The following is a 19,494-nucleotide window of genomic DNA, read 5'->3' as shown; positions in this document are numbered from 1 at the left end:
TGGCAAGTGGCAAGTTTCATTATTCTTTCTTTTCTAATTTATAGGACTCTCATTAATGCCCTCGCCTTATCTAGAGTTTCATCATATTCTGATTCTTCATTAGAATCCCAAGTTATACCTCCACCTACTCCGAAATAGGCTTTATTTCCCTTTATTAAAATTGTTCTAATAACTATATTCAAATCTACATTCCCGTCAAATCCCAAATATCCAAGAGCGCCCGTATATATATTTCTCCGCACAGGTTCTAATTCCTCGATAATTTCCATGGAACGTATTTTGGGGGTACCAGTTATGGAGCCTCCGGGAAAACATGCCTTAATGCATTCGATTGGACCTACTTCCTCTTTTAATTTACCTACGACTGTAGATACCAAATGAAAGACTGTACTATACTCCTCTAATTTAAAAAGCTGTGTTACTTTAACTGAATTTGGTTTGCAAACTTTGCTTAAATCGTTTCTTTCTAAATCAACAACATTTAAAAGTTCAGCTTTATCCTTTTCACTATTTATTAATATATTTTTATTTCTGTTGTCCTCATCTACATCTTTACCCCTTGGCATAGTTCCCTTTATAGGTCTAGTTTCTACCATTCTATCCTTTATGCTTAGAAATCTTTCTGGGGAAGAACATATTATATTAAAGTCCTCAAAATTCATAAAAGCAGCAAATGGTGCCGGATTTATATGTCTTAAATCTTTATATATTTCATATGCGTTTCGCTTTATGCTGCAACTATACCTTTGTGATAAATTTGTAATATATATGTCTCCACTTTTTATATAAGATCTTACCTTTGATAGAGTATTAATGTACTGACTTTTTTGAAAATCCGAAATAAATTCATTCTTTATGTCTCCCACTTTTTCATATCTAACTTTATTACCATTTTGTATACGGCCTTTTATATCGTAAATACTGTCTTTCTGAGATTTAAGTATTCCTAGTGCAGATATATAAGTGTTTTTTTTAAGATTATCTATAATAATTATATTATCATAAAAGTTATAACAGCAATGAGGTATATCTATATCTTCCTTTGCTATATTCGGTAACTCTTCAAGTTCCCTGCCTAGGTCATATGAAAAATATCCCATACCACCAGCCACAAATGGTAATTCTGTATTGTTTTCTATATGATACTCTTTTAGAATCTTATTTAGCTCTTCAAATGTATTCCCTGCATATGCTTCACCAAAAGTATTACACATACCATTTTTACTTTTAAATTTAAAAAAACAATTAACTCCTATAAAAGAATATCTTCCTAATGTTTCTTTATCCCTAACACTATCTAATAATATAGTATCAAGATTTTCTTTAAATAAAGAATATATATCAAAACCATCAAGTTTAGTGTGTACTTTTTCAATTGTCAGTTTCATTTCTTCTCCTTAACCTTTAACTAATTTGTTTTGACTTCTAACTTCCTTAATAAAATTTTCAAGAATTTCATGTCCATACTGCGTAAGCTCAGCTTCTGGGTGAAATTGTAATCCTTCTATAAAATAATTTTTATGTCTTATTCCCATTATAACTCCATCATCAGTTTCACTAGTAATTTCTAATACCTCAGGTAACGAATCTCTTTCCACTATTAATGAATGGTACCTTGTAACCTTCATTGGACTCTTTATATCTTTAAAAATATATTTTCCACTATGTTTAATTACAGATACCTTCCCATGCACAGGTTCACGTCCAGGCACGATTTTGCCACCAAACACCTTAGCAATAACCTGATGGCCTAAACATATCCCCAAAATAGGTATGTGCCCTTTAAATTTTTCTACTATCTCCATGCATTTCCCTGCATATTCTGGAGATTTTGGGCCTGGCGAAATAATTATTCCTTCTGGTTTAATTCTCTTTATATCTGCTAAGGTAATCTTATCATTTCTATATACCAATACCTTCTCACCTAATTCTTCAAAATATCTAACTAGGTTATATACAAATGAATCATAATTATCTATCATTAAAAACATAAACGATCTCCTATTCTATTATAATTACCTATTATATCAAATAATTTACACAAAATCATTAGTAATAAAATATTGAAAGTCACTAATATACTTTATAGTCACCCAAATACAATTCCTTTGATAACTAATAATAATTATTATTTATAACAAACCCCTTTTAATATAAGTAAAGATTGGTTAAAATGGTACTATGTTAAACAATAAATTCGAGGTGATTATATGTACAACAGAGGTGATTTCCATCTTCATACAAATGCATCTGATGGAAAACTAAGTCCTAAGGAATTAATTCACGAGGCTTCTTTAAATGGATTAGATATTATTGCAATAACTGATCATGACACTACTTTAAATGTCGAGGAAGGAATTAGAGAAGGTATAAATAATAATATAAGGGTAATACCTGGTATAGAATTATCTACAGTTCATAATAATGAAAGCATCCATATTCTTGGATATTTTAAAGACGATGAATATAAAAATTTAGATTTTCAAAATTTTTTAAAAGATATAGATGATTTTAGAGTATTTAGAGGCAGAAAAATAGTAGAAAATCTAGATCTATTTTTCAAAATAAAATTAGACTACCAAAAGGTTCTAGATCAGGCAAAAGGGGTAATAGCTAGGCCACATATAGCTAAAGCCATAATTGATGCTGGCTATAAATATGATTGGAACTATATATTTGATACTTTTCTTTCAAACGATAGCCCTGCATATGTGCACATTAAAAGAATTCCAACAGCTGATGGTATAAGCCTATTAAAGAAGGTTAACGCATTAGTTGTACTTGCACATCCAGTTTTAATTAAAAAAACTTCTATAGATGAGATGTTAGGATTTGATTTTGATGGTATTGAAGCAGTTTATCCAGTAAACACAAAAAAACAGAAATCGCTCCTAAAAGCAAAAGCTAAAGAATACAACAAATTTGTTACTGCCGGTTCAGATTTTCATGGAATTTCAACATCTGACACTGGTCATGGCCTTGTTGGATGCGTTTCCTTAAGTAATGAAGAACTAGCTATCTTTGTAAATAAACTAGAATCATAAAAGGAGATGTTTTCACATCTCCTTTTTTCATTTTACTAAGCTTCTATTAAAAATGCTTCGTAAGCTCTACATGCTTCATAGATATCTGCTTTACTTGCAATTTCCCATGGTGCATGCATATTATGAAGAGCAACTCCTGAATCAATAACCTGCATACCATACTCAGCTAATATATAAGCTATAGTACCTCCACCGCCTTGGTCTACTTTTCCAAGTTCTGATGTCTGCCATGTTATATTATGTTTTTCCATTATGCCTCTAAGCTCTGCAATAAATTCTGGATTTGCATCATTGCATCCGCTTTTTCCACGAGCTCCAGTATATTTGTTTAAAACTATACCTTTGCCAAAATATGCAGAATTACGTTTCTCCATAACTGATGGAAACGTTGGGTCATATGCAGCAGTTACGTCTGAAGACAACATTTTTGAATTCGCAAGTGCCCTTCTTACTTTTAACTCACTGTATTTCCCGAGTAAATTAACAACTTCAGCTACTGTGTTTTCAAAGAATTTTGATTGCATTCCAGTTGCGCCAATACTTCCAACTTCTTCTTTATCAACAAGTAAAACTATACATGTTTTGTCTGTTTGCTTCATGTTCATTAATGCTTCATATGAAGTATATGCACAAACTCTATCATCATGTCCATAAGCCATAACCATACTGCTATCTAGGCCATAATTCCTAGCCCGACCTGCAGGTACTACTTCTAATTCTGATGATACAAAGTCTTCTTCATCTATACCATATTTATTATTTAAAAGTTTTAAAATATTTAACTTTACTCTATTTTTAGCATCTTTATCCTTTATTGGTATACTTCCCATAAATACATTCAAATCTTCGCCTTCAATAGCTTTATCTAAAGTTTTTTTCATTTGATCTGCAGATAAGTGAATTAGAAGATCCGAAATTCCAACTACTGGTTCTTTTTCATCTTCTCCTATTACTACATTTACCACTGTTCCGTCTTTCTTAACTACAACACCATGTATAGCAAGAGGCAAGGTAACCCATTGGTATTTTTTAACACCACCGTAGTAATGTGTTTTAACTAATGCTAAATCTGAATCCTCATATAGTGGATTGGGTTTTAAATCAAGTCTTGGTGAGTCAATATGAGCACCTAAAATTTTAAAACCCTTTTCAATAGGCTCAGACCCGATTAAAAATAATGCTAAAGTTTTTCCCATGCTACTTGCATAAACTTTATCACCAGCTTTTAATTTAGTACCCTCGTTTATATAAGTATCAATATTTTTATAACCATTTTTTTTAGCAAGTGTAATAAACTCTGTTACACATTCTCTTTCAGTTTTGCATTTTGACATAAAATCTATATAATTATCCGATAATGTAAATACTTTTTCGAGATCATTTTTATTATATTTGTCCCAAGCTACTTCATATGTTTTTTCTAAACTTTTAACATCTGACATTTTTACTACCTCCATACAATAATTACTTTTCGTATCTACTATACTACTAAATTTTACCTTGGATTGCAAATATTAAATCTATTTTGTTATTTGCTTTTCACTATAATTATTAGTTAATCAACACGTGCTTTAGTTACTTCCTCTATTCTCATATTTATAGTTTCCACAGGGGTTATCTTAGAATTTAAGCTATATATATAATTGGCTGCGGCAGCTTCAATAATAACTGCTATATTTCTCCCCGGCCTAACTGGCAACGTTATTTTCCTTAAATTCACACTTAGTATATCCATAAATTGATTATCAATACCAAGCCTATCATATTCCTCGCTCTCGTTCCACTGAGTAAGCGAAATAAGTAAACTAATAGTCTTAGTATTTAAAACTGAACTCATTCCATAAATTGCTGGAATATCTATTATTCCCATACCTCTTACTTCAAGCATTCCAGAGGTTATGTAAGGGCATCTTCCTAGTAACACACCATCAACTTCTTTTATGTCTACTGCATCATCTGCAATCAACCTATGGCCTCTCTTTATTAATTCTAAAGCACATTCACTTTTACCAATTCCACTTTCCCCAGTTACTAATATTCCTATACCATAAACATCTAATAGGACACCATGAAGCCTTGTTTCTGGCGCTAACTCTGCATCTAGGTAATTAGTAAGTTTACTACTAAATCTTGTAGAAATTGATTTTGTTCGTAAAAGCCATTGACCATTTTCCTCTGCCGCCTTAATGAGTTCCTTATGCGGCTGCAAATCTCTAGTCAATATAACACAAGGCGTTTCCAATTTGAAATATTTATTTAATCGTTTCTGCCTAAGGTCCTCTTCCATACAATCTAAAAAACTCCACTCTGCCATGCCTATTAGTTGCACCCTTTTATTACCAAAATATTCATAAAAGCCGGCAATTTGTAATCCTGGTCTATTAATATCACTAACATTAATTAACTTTCCCTTACCACCCTCTACCAAAACTTCTAAACTAAAATGTTCTATTAGCTCCTCTATGGTAACAGCCAAAATAATCCCCCCATTCCTAATAATTTATTGTTTATATTATACTTTTTTAATTGTATCTAGTTGCGCACGGAAATTTCTTTTAACATTATCAATATACTTTTGTCTTAATTCTTTTTGCTCTAATATTTCTTCATCCGTAAGCTTTTCTTCTTTACTTTTCTTATAAAGATAATTTATCCTGTTAGTTAATTCATCTGTATTAATAATACCACCCCTCTATTATTTTTGACCTATTTTATTATATTAAAATATTTTATGCATAACTAGTAGCTATCAAACATATTCTACTTTTTATGATTGTATTACAAAAACTTTAAGACTTTTTTCGTCATTTACATATTATTCCATGTAGCTTTTTTCAACACCTACATGCTTTATAATGTTATTTTTTACCATTTCTTTATCGTGTATTTCATAAGATTATAGTATATTTTGTAATTTATTACATTTTAATGACTAACATTAAATTTAACATACTTAGAATAATATGGTATTATGTACTTGCTTCACAAATACATAGATAAGGAGAAATACATGAATCTTAAATTGAAAATCATAAATAAAGAACTAGAATCATTAAGAGCATTGTTACATTTTTTACTAAATCATAAGAAACCAACTGATAAAATGGTTGTATGCTGCAGTCAGCAATTAGATGAAGTTATAGTTAAATATCAAAAAGTTAAAGCTACTTGTAAGAAAGCAGCTTAACACATCTACTTTTTGGTACAAGCATAAATTTAGAAATCTAATTCAAGCAAGATATCATCAGTATCAATATCTGATTCTTTACCATAAAAAACTACAGCGAATTCATTGAATTCATATGCATCCTCGGATATATCACAGCCAATGAATTCGTATTCAATTTCCATATTTTCAGCGCATTCTTCCATAATATCTTCAACATTATCTGCTGAAATATCACTTAAATAAGGAAGAAAAAATTCTTCATACCAATCTTCTTTTTCTTCTTTGAAATTGCCTTCATCATCTGCATAAGTTGTAGCTGCCTCAATTTCTGCCTCATCATAATAATATTTGAATTTAAGAGCTATGGTTCCTTTTTTATATTGAATTTCAGCTATATCACTTAAATCATTTTTGCTTAAAAAATTTACTATATATTGTTTATTCAAATATATCGCCTCCATACATCATTCTTTATAAAAAAAAAGAAAGATTTCACTATGAAAGTGAGATTTTCTTTTTTATTATATAACTTTGTAAACTAATATTTATTAGTAATTATTTATTTAAAATCTCTAAGTACTTCTCTACGAACCTGTCAGCTTGTTCAAACTCTTTTTTGTCTGGTACAAATTTGAACTTAAGTCCTTCCTCTACAACTTTAAATTTCAAAGATTTTAATCTTTGTGTAAGCATAGGAACTCCCTCACCACTCCATCCATATGAGCCGAAAGCTGCTGCAACTTTACCTTTGTTAGTTATTGGGCATACAAGTGATAAAACATCCCATGCAGGCTTTACCGCATCTTGATTAATGGTTGGTGATCCAATCATAATACCAGATGCTTTTTCAACCAATGATACAATATCAGTTAGTTTCATAGATGTAATTTCATGAGCCTCGGCCTTTACACCCGCATCGTTAATTTTTTTAGCTATATATTTTCCCATCTCTTCGGTATTATGATAAGCGGAAATATAGAATATTTGAATGTTTTTTTCTTTTATTTCATAAATTTTAGCCCATTGTCTATAAAGATCTATGTACATCTTAACATCATTTACATGCACAGGTCCGTGGCTTGGTGCTACTATATCTATTTTTAAATTTTCAATTTTATCAAGTCCTGAATTTACGAATTTCTTAAAAGGTCCCATTATAACCTCAAAATAATATTTCATCTCATCAAAATAATCACCAGAGCAAGCATCCGTTATACAATTAGTTGGTGAATAATGACAACCCATTACATCACAAGTAAACAATATTTTTTGTTCCTTAACATATGTAAACATTGTATCAGGCCAATGTAAATTAGGTGCTGATATAAATTGTAATGTGTTTTTTCCTAATGATAACTCTCCTACTGCTGGCTGGCTAATAAATTCTTTATTCATAATTTCTTTTAAATAAATTATAGCAGCTTTTGATGCAACAACAACAGCTTCTGGATAAACTTCTAAGAGTTTGCTTAAAGAACCACTATGATCAAGTTCAGTGTGTTGAACAATTATATAATCAACTTTTTTTTCTCCAATAACGCCTTTTATCTTACTTAAAGATTCATCAAGAAAGCCATTTTTAACGGAATCTATTATAGCTATCTTTTCATCATCTATTAAATATGAGTTATATGTAGTTCCTTTTTTTGTTTCCATTATAATATCAAATACCTTGAGCTTTGGGTCATTTACCCCAATCCAATAAATATTGTCTTTTAATTTTGTTGTTTCCATCTTAAAAATCCTCCTCAAACTTCTCTCAGTAGATAATTATTACCTTTTCTATTTATCTACATAATTATATGCTTCTTATTATAATTTATTTTACCACATTTCCCAACTCTGTTCAACTAATAATGGTTATTAACTAGCATATATTTTGTATATAAGAAAATACTTCTTTTAAATAGTTTGTCATTTAAATATTATAATATTCTCTAGAAATTTTTTTAATAGTTTTTATTTTAAAAACCATCTAATGCCCAAAATGCTTAATAATATTATTATTGTGTCATATACTTTAATAGAATGAATTTTCAGGAGGGATCTATGAATATTTTAATAACTGGTGCAAATGGTAATATAGGAACTTATTTATGTAACGTATTGTCAAAATCACATACTGTATATGGATTAGATAAAACTGAGCTTAACATAGTAGACAAAATAAGTACTGAAAAAACCTTAAATTTACTAAAACCGGATGCTGTAATCCATACTGCAGCCATAACTAATAAATATATTTGTGAATACAATGAGGCCTTAGCATATGATGTAAACACTGTAGGAACATTAAATATTGCCAATTGCTGTAATGCCCTTAATATACCCCTAGTATACCTCTCTAGCACAGATGTATACGGCGATAGTACTTCAATACCTTACAGAGAATTTGACGAATGCGCCCCAATAAATGCATTTAGCAAGAGTAAACTTGGTGGAGAAGCATTAATTCAAACTATTTGCCAGAAATATTTTATTATTCGCAGTTCAACTATATTCGGTGGCAATGATTGTTTTGTTAGAAAACTCATAAATGGAAAACATACAGCAATTTATCTATTTTCAAATCCAACTCTTTGTGTAACTTATATTGAGGATTTAACTTTAGCTATCCAAGGATTATTAGGAACTGATAAATATGGGGTATATAACTATACTAATGAGGGTTGTATATTAAAATCTAAACTAATAAATAGCATAATAGAATTTGGTAATCTAAATGTCCCTTTAGTTGTAAGTTCAGACAAGCTTTTATCTAATCTCATTCGTGAGCCCAAATATACTTGCACAGATAATTCGCATATAAAAGAAGCTTTGGGTATTGATATCGCTCCTTGGGATGATAGACTTCGCGAGTATATCAATAAATGCCTTAAAGTTTAAATAATCAGTTTTTCTTAGATTTTACAAAAACAAAAGTATATATTGCTCTAGATGCTTTCACTTCACCTTGTAATTCTAAAATTTATTTTATTTTCAGTTGCTAAAACCCGCAAACTCGCTTTGCTCAAACATGCGGTTTTCTTACACAACTTCAAATATAATAAATTAAGAATTATTAAGGCTTGTTCAAACGCATTTTACGCAATATATACTTTTGTTATCATAATCAAAGAAAAATATAGTAATGTAACTGATATTCTAATATCTATGTTAAATTTTCTGTTTCAAGTTCTTTTGCAATGCACAGATGAAAATTTGATACTTTAATTATTAACTAAGTTCTTCATGCTTAAATCTAGAACCCTACATGAGTGAGTTAATGCCCCTACAGATATATAGTCTACTCCACAATTTGCAACTTCGAGTATATTGTCTAATGTTATGTTTCCAGAGGCTTCCACTAGGGCTTTATTATTAATTATCTCTACGGCTTTTTTCATAGTTTCATTGTCCATGTTATCTAACATTATAATATCTGCTTTTACTTCTAAAACCTCACTTATTTGATTTAAAGATTCAATTTCAACTTCGATCCTTTTAACAAAGGAAACATTTTCACGTATAATGTTTACCGCCTTCCTTATTCCCCCAGCTGCACTTATATGGTTTTCTTTTATCAATACACCATCTGAGAGATTATATCTATGATTATAACCTCCACCAACTTTTACCGCATATTTTTCAAATATTCTCATACCAGGTGTAGTTTTTCTTGTATCAAGGACTTTCACTCCGGTGCCAACTAATTTATCCACATATGTTTTTGTTAACGTAGCAATACCACTCATTCTTTGTAGATAATTTAATGCAGTTCTTTCTCCTGTCAATATATTTTTTGTTTTTCCTCTTAATTTTGCAATATACTCTCCACTGTAAACTAAATCTCCATCTTTTTTAAAAAACTCTATATTTACCTCTCCTAGTATTTTAAAAATCCTCTCAAATACACAAAGTCCAGCTATTACTCCATTCTCTTTGACTATTAAATCAACACTACAATTACACTCATCACTTATAATAAATTCTGTTGTAATATCATTTTGAGGTACATCTTCTGTTATAGCATCTATAATTAATTTATCAATAATTAACCAATTCATTCCTTATCTCATCTCCCATTTCTTTAAATTTATTTAACACTACAGCCTTATTAATTTCGCTATAATCACTAAGACTTTTTATACTGTTTATGTCATCACAATTTAATTTAGTAATCCTGAAAATAGACTTATTTATAAATCTTGAAGCCCTTCTAGAAAAAACTAAAGCTTCTAACAATGAATTACTTGCCAACCTATTTGCTCCATGCACACCTGTGCAACTTACCTCACCACATGCAAACAAATGATCCATAGATGTTTTAGAATCTAGGTCAACAGCTATTCCTCCCATATGATAATGTTGAACCGGTGTTACTGGGATTTTATTTTTTGTAATATCTATACCACACTCTAAACATTTTTTATAAATACCTGGAAACCTATCTATAATATATTCCTTTCCTTTAAACGAAATATCTAAAAAAACATAAGGTTTCTTACTTTTTTCTTCCTCATTATAAACTGCTTTTGCAACCACGTCTCTTGGTAAAAGTTCATCCACGAATCTTTCCCCAAGCTCATTTAGGAGTTTGGCACCTTCCCCCCTTAGTGACTCTGATATAAGAAATTTCTCACAATTAACCTTATCATCATATAAAGCAGTTGGGTGAAATTGCACATAGTTTAAATCCGAAGTTTTAATATTATGCCTTAATGCAATAGCTATTCCATCCCCGGTTAATCTTCGCCTACTAGTCGAATTTTTAAATAGTCCTCCAATTCCCCCTGTAGCTAAAATTGTTTCCCTAGAATATATGTTTATTCTTTCTTTACCTCTAATCGCTGTGCCACCGAAACATATATTATCTTTAGTAATAAGGTCAAGTAAAGTAGTGTTTTCAAATATTCTTACATTTTTTTTATTTTTAAGTGCCGCGAGTAAAGATAAAAATAGTTCTTTTCCAGTTTCATCTTTGGTATGCACAATTCTACTAGTGCTATGTGCCCCTTCCTTTGTATACTTAAAATTTTCATTTACTTTGTCAAAATGTGCTCCAAAATCAACTACCTCATTTATATTATCTATTGATTCATATACTAAAGTTTTTACTGCTTCCATAGAATTTTTATATTTTCCTGCTTTTAAAGTATCTTGAACAAATAAATCAAAATCCTTTTCATCTTTAGCCACCGCTATTCCACCTTGTGCTAATGAAGTATTGCATTTATCTACAGACTCCTTAGTTATTAAAAGTACATTTAGATCTTCGTTTAGATTTAATGCAGCATACAAACCTGCTGCCCCCGTTCCAACTATTAATACATCTACAGATATATTCATAATATCACCTCACCATTTCATGCATAGCACTTAAACATTTGTGCGCTGCTTGTCTTATATTTTCATCTAATGTTACTACATATTGCTTATTAAGTAGACTCTCATAAACATCCTCTAGGGTAGTTTTCTTCATACTACAACATGTCATAGGAGATTTTGGAGTTATAAATTGTTTATTCGGATTTTTATTTTTAAGTTCATAAAGTATACCTTCTTCTGTTACAACCATATACTTTTGACATGTATCGTCAGTAGCAAATTTAATTATTTCCCCTGTGCTTCCTATAAAATCAGCTAATTTTCTAATTTCCCTATTACACTCAGGATGCACTAAAATCTTAATATCTTTATCTGAATTTTTAACATTAATAATTTCCTTAGCATCAACAAATTCATGTACGCGGCAAAAGCCATTCCAAAATATCATGTTCTTAACATGAGCTTTTTCATTTATATAATCACCTAGGTTTTTATCTGGTATAAATATTATTTCATCACTATTTAATTTATTTACTATTTTTAATGCATTTGAAGAAGTACAACATATATCACTTTCTGATTTTACTTCTGCCGTTGAGTTTATATAACATATAACCTTTGCACCCGGATGTTGTTTTTTTAGTTCTCTAACATCTTCTCCATTAATCATATCTGCCATAGTACAACCTGCGTCACTATTAGGTAATAGCACTGTTTTTTCCGGTGATAGTATTTTTGCACTCTCAGCCATAAACTTTACTCCGCAAAATACTATGGTTTGCTCGCTACATTCTTTGGCTATTTTACTAAGATAATAAGAATCCCCCACGAAATCAGCAATCTCTTGAATATTATCATTTTGATAATAGTGTGCTAGAATTATAGCGTTTCTCTCTGCTTTTAATTTCTGAATTTTTTCTTTTAACTCCTGCATTACTTATACACCTCTCTTTTTATATGTATATACTACTGTATATACATCGTTCTTCTATACCATAGTATCATTTGTGTAATAAGATATCAATCGCTAATAAAATAAAAAAACATACCCCCTGATATCAAGAGATATGTTTTTTATAAAATTTTTCTAATAAGCTTTCAAAATTATTTTTCAGTTAATTCATGTGTTTCTTCAGCTCTAGACATATACATTATTCCGTCTAAGTGATCAATTTCATGACAAAATGCTCTTGCAAGTAATCCTGTAGCATTATAAGTAACTGGTTTCCCTTTAATATTAATTCCTACAACAGTAACATCTGTTGGCCTGTAAACTTCACCCTCGTATCCTACATAACTTAAACATCCTTCATAATCCTTCTCATTTCCAGATTGAGCCGTTATTCTAGGATTTATAATAACTATTGGCTCTGCCTCTTCTTCTCCTAAATCAATTAGGACCACCCTTTTTAGAACACCTATTTGAGGTGCAGCAAGACCTATTCCATTGCCCTCATAAAGAGTATCCATCATATCATCAACTAAATTTAGAATCTTTCTATCTACTTTTCCAACCTTTTCACAAATTGAATTAAGACGTTTGTCACCATATTGTAATATTTCTCTAACCGCCATTTACCTTCTCCCCTTTTTTGTGTTAGTACTGTCAGACTCACAAAATTTTATTTTAATATTTTTTCTTCATTAATGAAATAAGATATATCCTTTATGTTTTCAGCTTCACTCGTATCAAAAATTAGATAAAATTCGCCTTCACTTATTTGTCCATTGTCCAAAAACTTAATAATATCTATCTTAAAATTTTCTAAATGATAATCCGTATATGGTAGTTCTATATCACCTTTTCTTTGTGACTCCTTTAGATATCTTTCAAAATTTTTACTAGGATCTCTTAAAAGAAAATTAGGCATATATTTTTTCTTATTAAATTCCAAATAATCAAACTTAACAATTTCTTTTAAAATACTATTATCTAAATTGAGATGTTCATCATTAAACTCTAAAAACACTTTATAATAATCCACAGATGATATACTTCTACTTAGATATCCTTTATCATAAAAAAACGTACCTAGGCTTAAATAAAAATCAAATACATTCTCAAACTTAGGGATAAAGTATTTTAATATAGTTTTAAATTTACGAGAATTATAGTATTTATCCACTACCTCTTCAACTCGTTTTAAAAGAATAATTTCTTCATAACTTATATCGCTTGTCTTTAAGATCTCATAAGGTGGATATGGAGCATATACCATTCCCCATTTTTCCACTTCATCCTTCATAGGGGCCCCTTTTAATATCTTAAGGAATCCAAGTTGTATTTCATCCGGCTCTATTGTGTATAAATCATTAAAAGACTTCTTAAATGATTCAAGATTTTCTCCTGGCAGTCCCGCAATTAAATCTAGATGTTGTTTTATATTACCATACTTATTTAGCTGAGCGACCTGTTTTTTTATATCCTCAAAAACTACAAATCTGTTTATATTTTTTAATACTTCATTATTTGTAGTCTGCACTCCAACTTCAAATTGGAACCTACCCTTAGGAGCTTTTTCTAAAAGTTTAAGTTGCTTATCATTTAGTATATCTGCTGAAATTTCAAAATGAAACGTGGTTTCGGTATCTATACTCATTAAATATCCCCAGATACCCATAGCGAATTCATCGCTACAATTAAAAGTTCTATCAACAAATTTTATGAGTTTCACTTTTTTATCTATTAAAAATTTTAAATCCCTTTTAACCCTTTCTAAATTCATGAACCTAACTCCACGTATAGTTGAAGAAAGACAGTATTTGCAGTTGAATGGACATCCCCTTGATGATTCAAAATATATTATTTTATTGTTTAAATCATCATCCTTAGTATAGGGGAACACAATGTTATTTATGTCCATAAGTTTTCTTTTTCCCCCATAAAATATTTCTCCATTTTCTTTGTAGTACAAGCCTTTAACACCTTTTAGGCTATTATTCCCTATCATACATTGTATAAACTCTCTAAATGTTTCTTCTCCTTCTCCCTCAATTAAATAATCTGATAAACTATCTTTTAAATAATTCTCACTATCAAAGGATACTTCTGGTCCTCCATATAACAATTTTATATTATTATCTATGAGTTTGATTAAATTAGATATCTGTTTAACATAGTATTTATTCCATATGTAACAAGATAAAACTACTATATCTGCTTTCTCTGATATAATTTCTTCAACAATTCTTTCTACTCTATCATTTATAGAAAACTCTCTTATAAGAGACTCATAAGAGAGGTCCTCAGTAAAGGCTTTTAAATATCTAATTGCAAGGTTACTATGCGTAAACCTCGAATTTATTCCAACCAACAATACTTTCATTTTTAATTCCTTCCTTAACTCATCTATTTTGTACAGTATACAATATTAGTTTGCATAAAAGCAATTATATCCTAGTTGCTTTTATTATTAAGCAATAGATTTCACATTAAATGAATTTTGTAATAATACAAAAAAATCAAAAGCCTTACTGGACAACTCAAAGATATGTCCAGAGAGGCTAATAAATCTTTAACAATGTCTATAGTTTTACTTTAATCTTTCCTTTTGCTTTTCTTTTTGCATATCATATAGTAGACATTGTCTGAATTTTTTAATGTTAGCACCTTAAAATATGGTTCTAAAATTCTCATTGTATTATCTTTAGAACTATTTTTAAATATATTTAAATCTCTTAGATTTATTTGTTTTGTACTTTTATCTGGTAACACAATTTTAATTTCCTTAGTAAAAGTTTTAGCAATTCCTTTATCAATATCCCAAATATATAACAATCCATCAACTTTTAAATATTTATATATATCTTGTACCAATTTTCTTTTATTATATGTAAGTTTTATATCACTTAAAGTGAAAAATAATGCGCAAGTATCATATACGCCTTCCTCTATTGCCTTCTTTTCCACTTTTCCTTCTACATAATCTACACTACTACTATCATCAACGTACTCTTTGTATATATTATATATGATACCATGATTAGAAAACCCTATATCTAATAGATTTCCTTTAAAAATCTCCTTTTCTAAATTTAACAAAACCTCCTTCTTCAATTGTTATCCCCCTTCTTGTATAATTTTTATAAATACTTATTTAAAATCTATTCTCCAAAAACAAAATAATCCCTCTAAAATAAAGGAATTATTTGTAAAATTATTTGTAAATTTCATTATAGAAATTTAACATTAAGCCCGCAGTAGTCTTTTGTGCTCTCTGCACTATAAGCGTAGATACTTTTCTATATCGCTCTTCCTTGTTTTTTATATGCACATGTGAAATATAAGTGTCACTTGCAAATGTTGCGTTGTTTTTTATATAATCTTCTATATTATCCTGCTTAATTATTTCATTGAAAATAGGGAACGAATAGTCACTCATTAATCTACCTATAATCCAAAGTTCAAAATTTCTATGATTTTTAAGTAGTTTATTGTTAACATGTTGAGGAACAGTTGCATCCTGAATCAAATGGCACGCTGCTCCAAAATAAAACATTGCTTGCCGTAGATCACCAGCTTCTACAAACCTTAACGCACATTTGTAGTATTTGTTAAATTCTGTTAATGCATTCGAAAATCCATATAACCCTGTACCCGTAATGTGATGATAAAAATGATTTGAGCTCTTAAAATCTTGGTCTGCCCAAGTAACCCCATTGTTTAATTCTTTTACATAACTTTTGTAAAAAGTATGAACTTCACGGTATCCCTTATTTTTTAATATCTCTATAGCTTGAATATTAATAAATTTGTGAACAATACAATGAGTTTTCATGATTCTTTTTTTAATTGGATTTATTGTTACCATTAAGCCTTTTAAAGTTTTCCCATATGTAGCTTCAAATTGTTTCTTCAACCTGTTCACCTCTCAATTTAGTATACGCTAAATATACTTTAAAAACATGTTTAATTTTACCATGATAATATATTCTTACTATATTCTAGTCTTTTTTTCTTAAACCAACAAGTATGACCACTATTAAAGTTATAACTATTGTTAACAAAAAGTAATAAAACTCATGTTTTCCGCTGTTTATGTTATTATATTGATCTTTTTCCATACTAATTAAATATCCATTTTTAGAATCTAATATTATTAAATTATCAAAAAATTTCATGCTAGATATATATGTTCCCTTTGCAAAATTTACTTTTTCCTTAAGTGCACTGTTTTTGTTTAAACTATATATACTATTATCATTCTTTTCATAAAAATATATACAATCTTTATCCCCGAGTTTTCCTGCCCTGTCTATTGCCAAACTTATTAAGCTACCCACCGATTTATGTTGGTATATTGGTGCAGGTGGATTTATTGTAGGGTGATTATCTAGAATAGCTGGTATAGTCTTATTAAACGAATCTCTAAATTTTGGTGAGCTTATTGGATCACCTCCAGAGTAATCTGGAAACCCATACCATGCATTTTTTTTGATTTGATAAATATAATCACTATCACCTTTCACTGGTCTTAATCCTCTATCCTCCATTCCTCCAACTGTAACTAATACTTTGCCCTCACTATTAAAATCTATCCCCATCATATTTCTTATGCCCCAAGCAAAGTTTCCTTGCGCACCAGTTTTTAAATTGTAAATTATTATTGATGAATTTCCAATTACATGCTCCGTTATAATTTGTCCCTTTATATTTCTAGTTTGATATGCAACAAATGCTCCTGTTTTTATCCCTGCGAAGTCCATTCCTTTTATAGTTACACTCTTTGGAGTAATATCATGGTTTTGAGGATAATTATCTAACCACTTATTGTCGAGTCCAACTACCCCAGAATTTGTAGCTGAACCTATAGTAACAAATAAGTAATCCCCATTAATTCGAACCAAACTACTATTATAATCTCCATAATTCGGTATATTTTTTATTATTTCTTTATTTTCCTTTGATATTAAATTATATGAATAAACATTTGTACCGGAAGCGTAATACAATATTTTATTATTGTAATCTAAGCTAGTTATATTTAACTTCTTATTTATGAATATATTATACGCTTTACCTGACTTATCTATGTACTCTATTCTATCCTTAAAAGCAATATAATAATTCCCCTCATCATCTTTGGTAAAATCCACTGAATTACTTAATCCTTTATATAAAATTTGTGTTTTAATACCTCCATCTTTCACCGTAACCCTATATTCTTTAAAAGAGCTTCTCAATGAAAATAGTGCAAAAGCCATCAAAGCTAAAATAATTATAAATCCAATGGTCTTTTTCATACTTCTCCCCCTAAATTATAAATCTCTAATCTATATATATTTATATAAGTTCGCGTATATGTAAAAATTATATTACATTTGTATATTTAATTGTTATCCATAATCAAATGCATTTAGAATATAATCGTAAAACTTAACATATTAATTATTAATAGTTGTAATATATTTAAGTTTAACCGCAGGGAGGACCCTTTATGATAAAAGACGATTTCTACAGAGATTCAATAATACTTACGGTTTCAAATTTGGTTGCTGGCATATTAAGATTTATGTTTTCAATTTTGCTCTCAAGAAAGTTAGGTGCAGAAGGTATGGGCTTATATAGCCTTGTAATGCCCATATATGATTTATTCACTTGCCTTATTTGCGGTGGTATGGTAACAGCTATTTCAAAAGAATCTTCCTCCTATTATGGAATAAATGATTACGGTAACCTTAACAAATCTATACATACTGCATTAGTTTTTGATTTTGTTTTAGCTATATTTGTAACAATTTTAGTATTTTTTCTCTCACCGTATATCAGTACATATATAATAAAAGACCAAAGAACACTATACTCCCTTTGGGTAATTTGTCCCGCATTAATTTTTGTTGCCCTATCCTCTATATACAAGGGATACTTTTATGGCATTTCTAATGTTAAAGTACCTGCAATAATAGACATCGTTGAAAAAACTGCAAGAATGGCTATAATACTTGGGCTAATAAATTTCTTTGCTCTAACAAATGTAACTACTACAGTAACTGCTACATACATTTCTTTGTCAATTGGAGAACTTATAAGTTTTATTCTTCTATATGTATTTTATGAAAAGAGCAAAAATAAATTTAAGGTAATTATAAAAAAGACCGAAGGAAGAGGTCAACTTTTATTTAATGTTCTTATTGTTTCATTTCCCTTGTGCCTAAATGGTTTTTTAAACACTGTAATTTCAGCACTATCAACCCTAATTGTTCCGGGCAGGCTAGTCCAAGCTGGAATAGAATATACCGAAAGTTTATCTTTAATTGGTAAATTTTCTGGTATGGCTATGAGTATTGTGTTCTTCCCTTTTATTATTGTGATGTCAATGTCTACCATGTTAACTCCAGACATTTCTAAAAGTATAAGTAAAAATGATTATAACGCTTTAGAAAATAGAATCCACGAAGTAATCAAAATTTCTTTTTTACTAGGAATTTCAACTATGATAATATGCTTATGTATAGGATCTTCTCTTGGAAAATTGTTTTTTAATAGATATGACCTAGGTATCTATATCCGGCTTGCAGCGTTAAGTGCACCCTTCATGTATATGTCTGGATCAACCTTTGGAATTTTAAATGGACTTGGCAAACAAAAAGCTCTCCTAATAAATTCTGTATTAACCTCTATTGTCGAATTAGTCTTGCTTTATATACTCCTTGGCATTCCAAGTATAAATATTTTAGGTTACGGCATCGCTCTCCTTATAAGTTCTATTTTAAGCGCTATAATGAATATTGTATCAATCGAAAGATGCTGTTATATAGATTTTTCAGGGAGTGAATTTCTAATTGATATTTGTCTTAGCATCTTGTTATATTTTATATTAAAAATTTTAAGTAATACTATACCGGATTCTATTTTTATTACTAAGAACATAATAATTATTGTAACTGGCTTCTCTCTATTATTATTTTCTCTAATTCTCACAAAAAAATCAGAAAAATCTAAAGCACATCATCCAAGATGATGTGCTTTAGATT

At 29.7% G+C, this 19,494-nt stretch carries 19 protein-coding genes; 4 read left to right on the top strand and 15 right to left on the bottom strand.

Features of this window, described 5'->3' with window-relative positions:
• Positions 1 to 38: 38 nt before the first annotated feature.
• Both pabB and LL038_RS01015 read right to left on the bottom strand, forming a co-directional pair.
• Complete coding sequence (gene pabB / locus LL038_RS01020; protein WP_216119633.1) at positions 39 to 1,388, bottom strand: aminodeoxychorismate synthase component I; 1,350 nt, start codon at positions 1,386 to 1,388, stop codon at positions 39 to 41.
• A gap of 9 nt (positions 1,389 to 1,397) precedes the next feature.
• On the bottom strand, positions 1,398 to 1,991 hold the full coding sequence (locus tag LL038_RS01015; RefSeq protein WP_216119632.1) for an anthranilate synthase component II: 594 nt from the start codon (positions 1,989 to 1,991) through the stop codon (positions 1,398 to 1,400).
• Positions 1,992 to 2,210: 219 nt separating this feature from the next.
• Here LL038_RS01015 and LL038_RS01010 point away from each other — a divergent pair, with 219 nt between their 5' ends.
• Complete coding sequence (locus LL038_RS01010) at positions 2,211 to 3,044, top strand: PHP domain-containing protein (protein WP_216119631.1); 834 nt, start codon at positions 2,211 to 2,213, stop codon at positions 3,042 to 3,044.
• A gap of 35 nt (positions 3,045 to 3,079) precedes the next feature.
• Here the strand turns inward: LL038_RS01010 and LL038_RS01005 are convergent, their stop codons facing one another.
• The 3 genes from LL038_RS01005 to LL038_RS00995 all read right to left on the bottom strand — a co-directional run bounded on the left by LL038_RS01005 (position 3,080) and on the right by LL038_RS00995 (position 5,724).
• The gene (locus tag LL038_RS01005; RefSeq protein WP_216119630.1) at positions 3,080 to 4,486 is read right to left on the bottom strand and encodes an aminopeptidase; all 1,407 of its coding nucleotides are present in this window, start codon (positions 4,484 to 4,486) and stop codon (positions 3,080 to 3,082) included.
• 113 nt (positions 4,487 to 4,599) lie between these two features.
• Entirely contained in the window at positions 4,600 to 5,520 is a 921-nt protein-coding gene (gene hprK / locus LL038_RS01000) for an HPr(Ser) kinase/phosphatase (protein ID WP_216119629.1), read from the bottom strand.
• 36 nt (positions 5,521 to 5,556) lie between these two features.
• Positions 5,557 to 5,724: a DUF896 domain-containing protein gene (locus tag LL038_RS00995; protein ID WP_071615011.1), complete on the bottom strand. Its 168-nt coding sequence runs from the start codon at positions 5,722 to 5,724 to the stop codon at positions 5,557 to 5,559.
• A gap of 330 nt (positions 5,725 to 6,054) precedes the next feature.
• Here LL038_RS00995 and LL038_RS00990 point away from each other — a divergent pair, with 330 nt between their 5' ends.
• Positions 6,055 to 6,231, top strand: coding sequence for an aspartyl-phosphate phosphatase Spo0E family protein (locus LL038_RS00990; protein WP_216119628.1), 177 nt, complete (start codon positions 6,055 to 6,057; stop codon positions 6,229 to 6,231).
• 29 nt (positions 6,232 to 6,260) lie between these two features.
• Here the strand turns inward: LL038_RS00990 and LL038_RS00985 are convergent, their stop codons facing one another.
• Both LL038_RS00985 and LL038_RS00980 read right to left on the bottom strand, forming a co-directional pair.
• A complete protein-coding gene (locus LL038_RS00985) occupies positions 6,261 to 6,659 on the bottom strand; it encodes a hypothetical protein (protein ID WP_216119627.1) in 399 nt (132 codons plus the stop codon).
• Between the two features lie 109 nt (positions 6,660 to 6,768).
• Positions 6,769 to 7,947, bottom strand: a complete 1,179-nt coding sequence (locus tag LL038_RS00980) for an FprA family A-type flavoprotein (RefSeq protein WP_216119626.1) — start codon at positions 7,945 to 7,947, stop codon at positions 6,769 to 6,771.
• A 315-nt stretch (positions 7,948 to 8,262) separates the two neighbouring features.
• Between LL038_RS00980 and LL038_RS00975 the strand changes: the two genes are divergently transcribed.
• Positions 8,263 to 9,099 carry an SDR family oxidoreductase gene (locus LL038_RS00975; protein WP_216119625.1) on the top strand — a complete coding sequence of 279 codons (837 nt, stop codon included), beginning with the start codon at positions 8,263 to 8,265 and terminating at the stop codon, positions 9,097 to 9,099.
• Between the two features lie 323 nt (positions 9,100 to 9,422).
• Here LL038_RS00975 and nadC read toward each other — a convergent pair whose 3' ends face one another.
• The 8 genes from nadC to LL038_RS00935 all read right to left on the bottom strand — a co-directional run bounded on the left by nadC (position 9,423) and on the right by LL038_RS00935 (position 17,763).
• Positions 9,423 to 10,259 carry a carboxylating nicotinate-nucleotide diphosphorylase gene (gene nadC, locus LL038_RS00970; protein ID WP_216119624.1) on the bottom strand — a complete coding sequence of 279 codons (837 nt, stop codon included), beginning with the start codon at positions 10,257 to 10,259 and terminating at the stop codon, positions 9,423 to 9,425.
• The gene (locus tag LL038_RS00965; protein WP_216119623.1) at positions 10,240 to 11,541 is read right to left on the bottom strand and encodes an L-aspartate oxidase; all 1,302 of its coding nucleotides are present in this window, start codon (positions 11,539 to 11,541) and stop codon (positions 10,240 to 10,242) included. Before LL038_RS00965 ends, nadC begins: the two co-directional genes overlap by 20 nt.
• 4 nt (positions 11,542 to 11,545) lie before the next feature.
• Positions 11,546 to 12,454, bottom strand: coding sequence for a quinolinate synthase NadA (gene nadA, locus LL038_RS00960; RefSeq protein WP_216119622.1), 909 nt, complete (start codon positions 12,452 to 12,454; stop codon positions 11,546 to 11,548).
• Positions 12,455 to 12,624: 170 nt separating this feature from the next.
• Positions 12,625 to 13,095, bottom strand: coding sequence for a peptide deformylase (gene def / locus LL038_RS00955; protein ID WP_216119621.1), 471 nt, complete (start codon positions 13,093 to 13,095; stop codon positions 12,625 to 12,627).
• Between the two features lie 47 nt (positions 13,096 to 13,142).
• On the bottom strand, positions 13,143 to 14,846 hold the full coding sequence (locus tag LL038_RS00950; RefSeq protein ID WP_216119620.1) for a B12-binding domain-containing radical SAM protein: 1,704 nt from the start codon (positions 14,844 to 14,846) through the stop codon (positions 13,143 to 13,145).
• 212 nt (positions 14,847 to 15,058) lie between these two features.
• Positions 15,059 to 15,577 (bottom strand): class I SAM-dependent methyltransferase, encoded by a 519-nt coding sequence (locus LL038_RS00945; protein WP_216119619.1) that lies wholly within the window; start codon positions 15,575 to 15,577, stop codon positions 15,059 to 15,061.
• A gap of 100 nt (positions 15,578 to 15,677) precedes the next feature.
• Entirely contained in the window at positions 15,678 to 16,379 is a 702-nt protein-coding gene (locus LL038_RS00940; RefSeq protein ID WP_216119618.1) for a zinc dependent phospholipase C family protein, read from the bottom strand.
• Positions 16,380 to 16,464: 85 nt separating this feature from the next.
• Positions 16,465 to 17,763, bottom strand: a complete 1,299-nt coding sequence (locus LL038_RS00935; protein WP_216119617.1) for a hypothetical protein — start codon at positions 17,761 to 17,763, stop codon at positions 16,465 to 16,467.
• A 194-nt stretch (positions 17,764 to 17,957) separates the two neighbouring features.
• Here LL038_RS00935 and spoVB point away from each other — a divergent pair, with 194 nt between their 5' ends.
• Positions 17,958 to 19,481, top strand: a complete 1,524-nt coding sequence (gene spoVB / locus LL038_RS00930; RefSeq protein WP_216119616.1) for a stage V sporulation protein B — start codon at positions 17,958 to 17,960, stop codon at positions 19,479 to 19,481.
• Positions 19,482 to 19,494: the final 13 nt, after the last annotated feature.

The sequence above is a fragment of the Clostridium estertheticum genome, from assembly GCF_026650985.1.
Lineage (GTDB): Bacteria > Bacillota > Clostridia > Clostridiales > Clostridiaceae > Clostridium_AD > Clostridium_AD estertheticum_C.
This window is presented reverse-complemented; position numbering and strand designations above follow the sequence as displayed.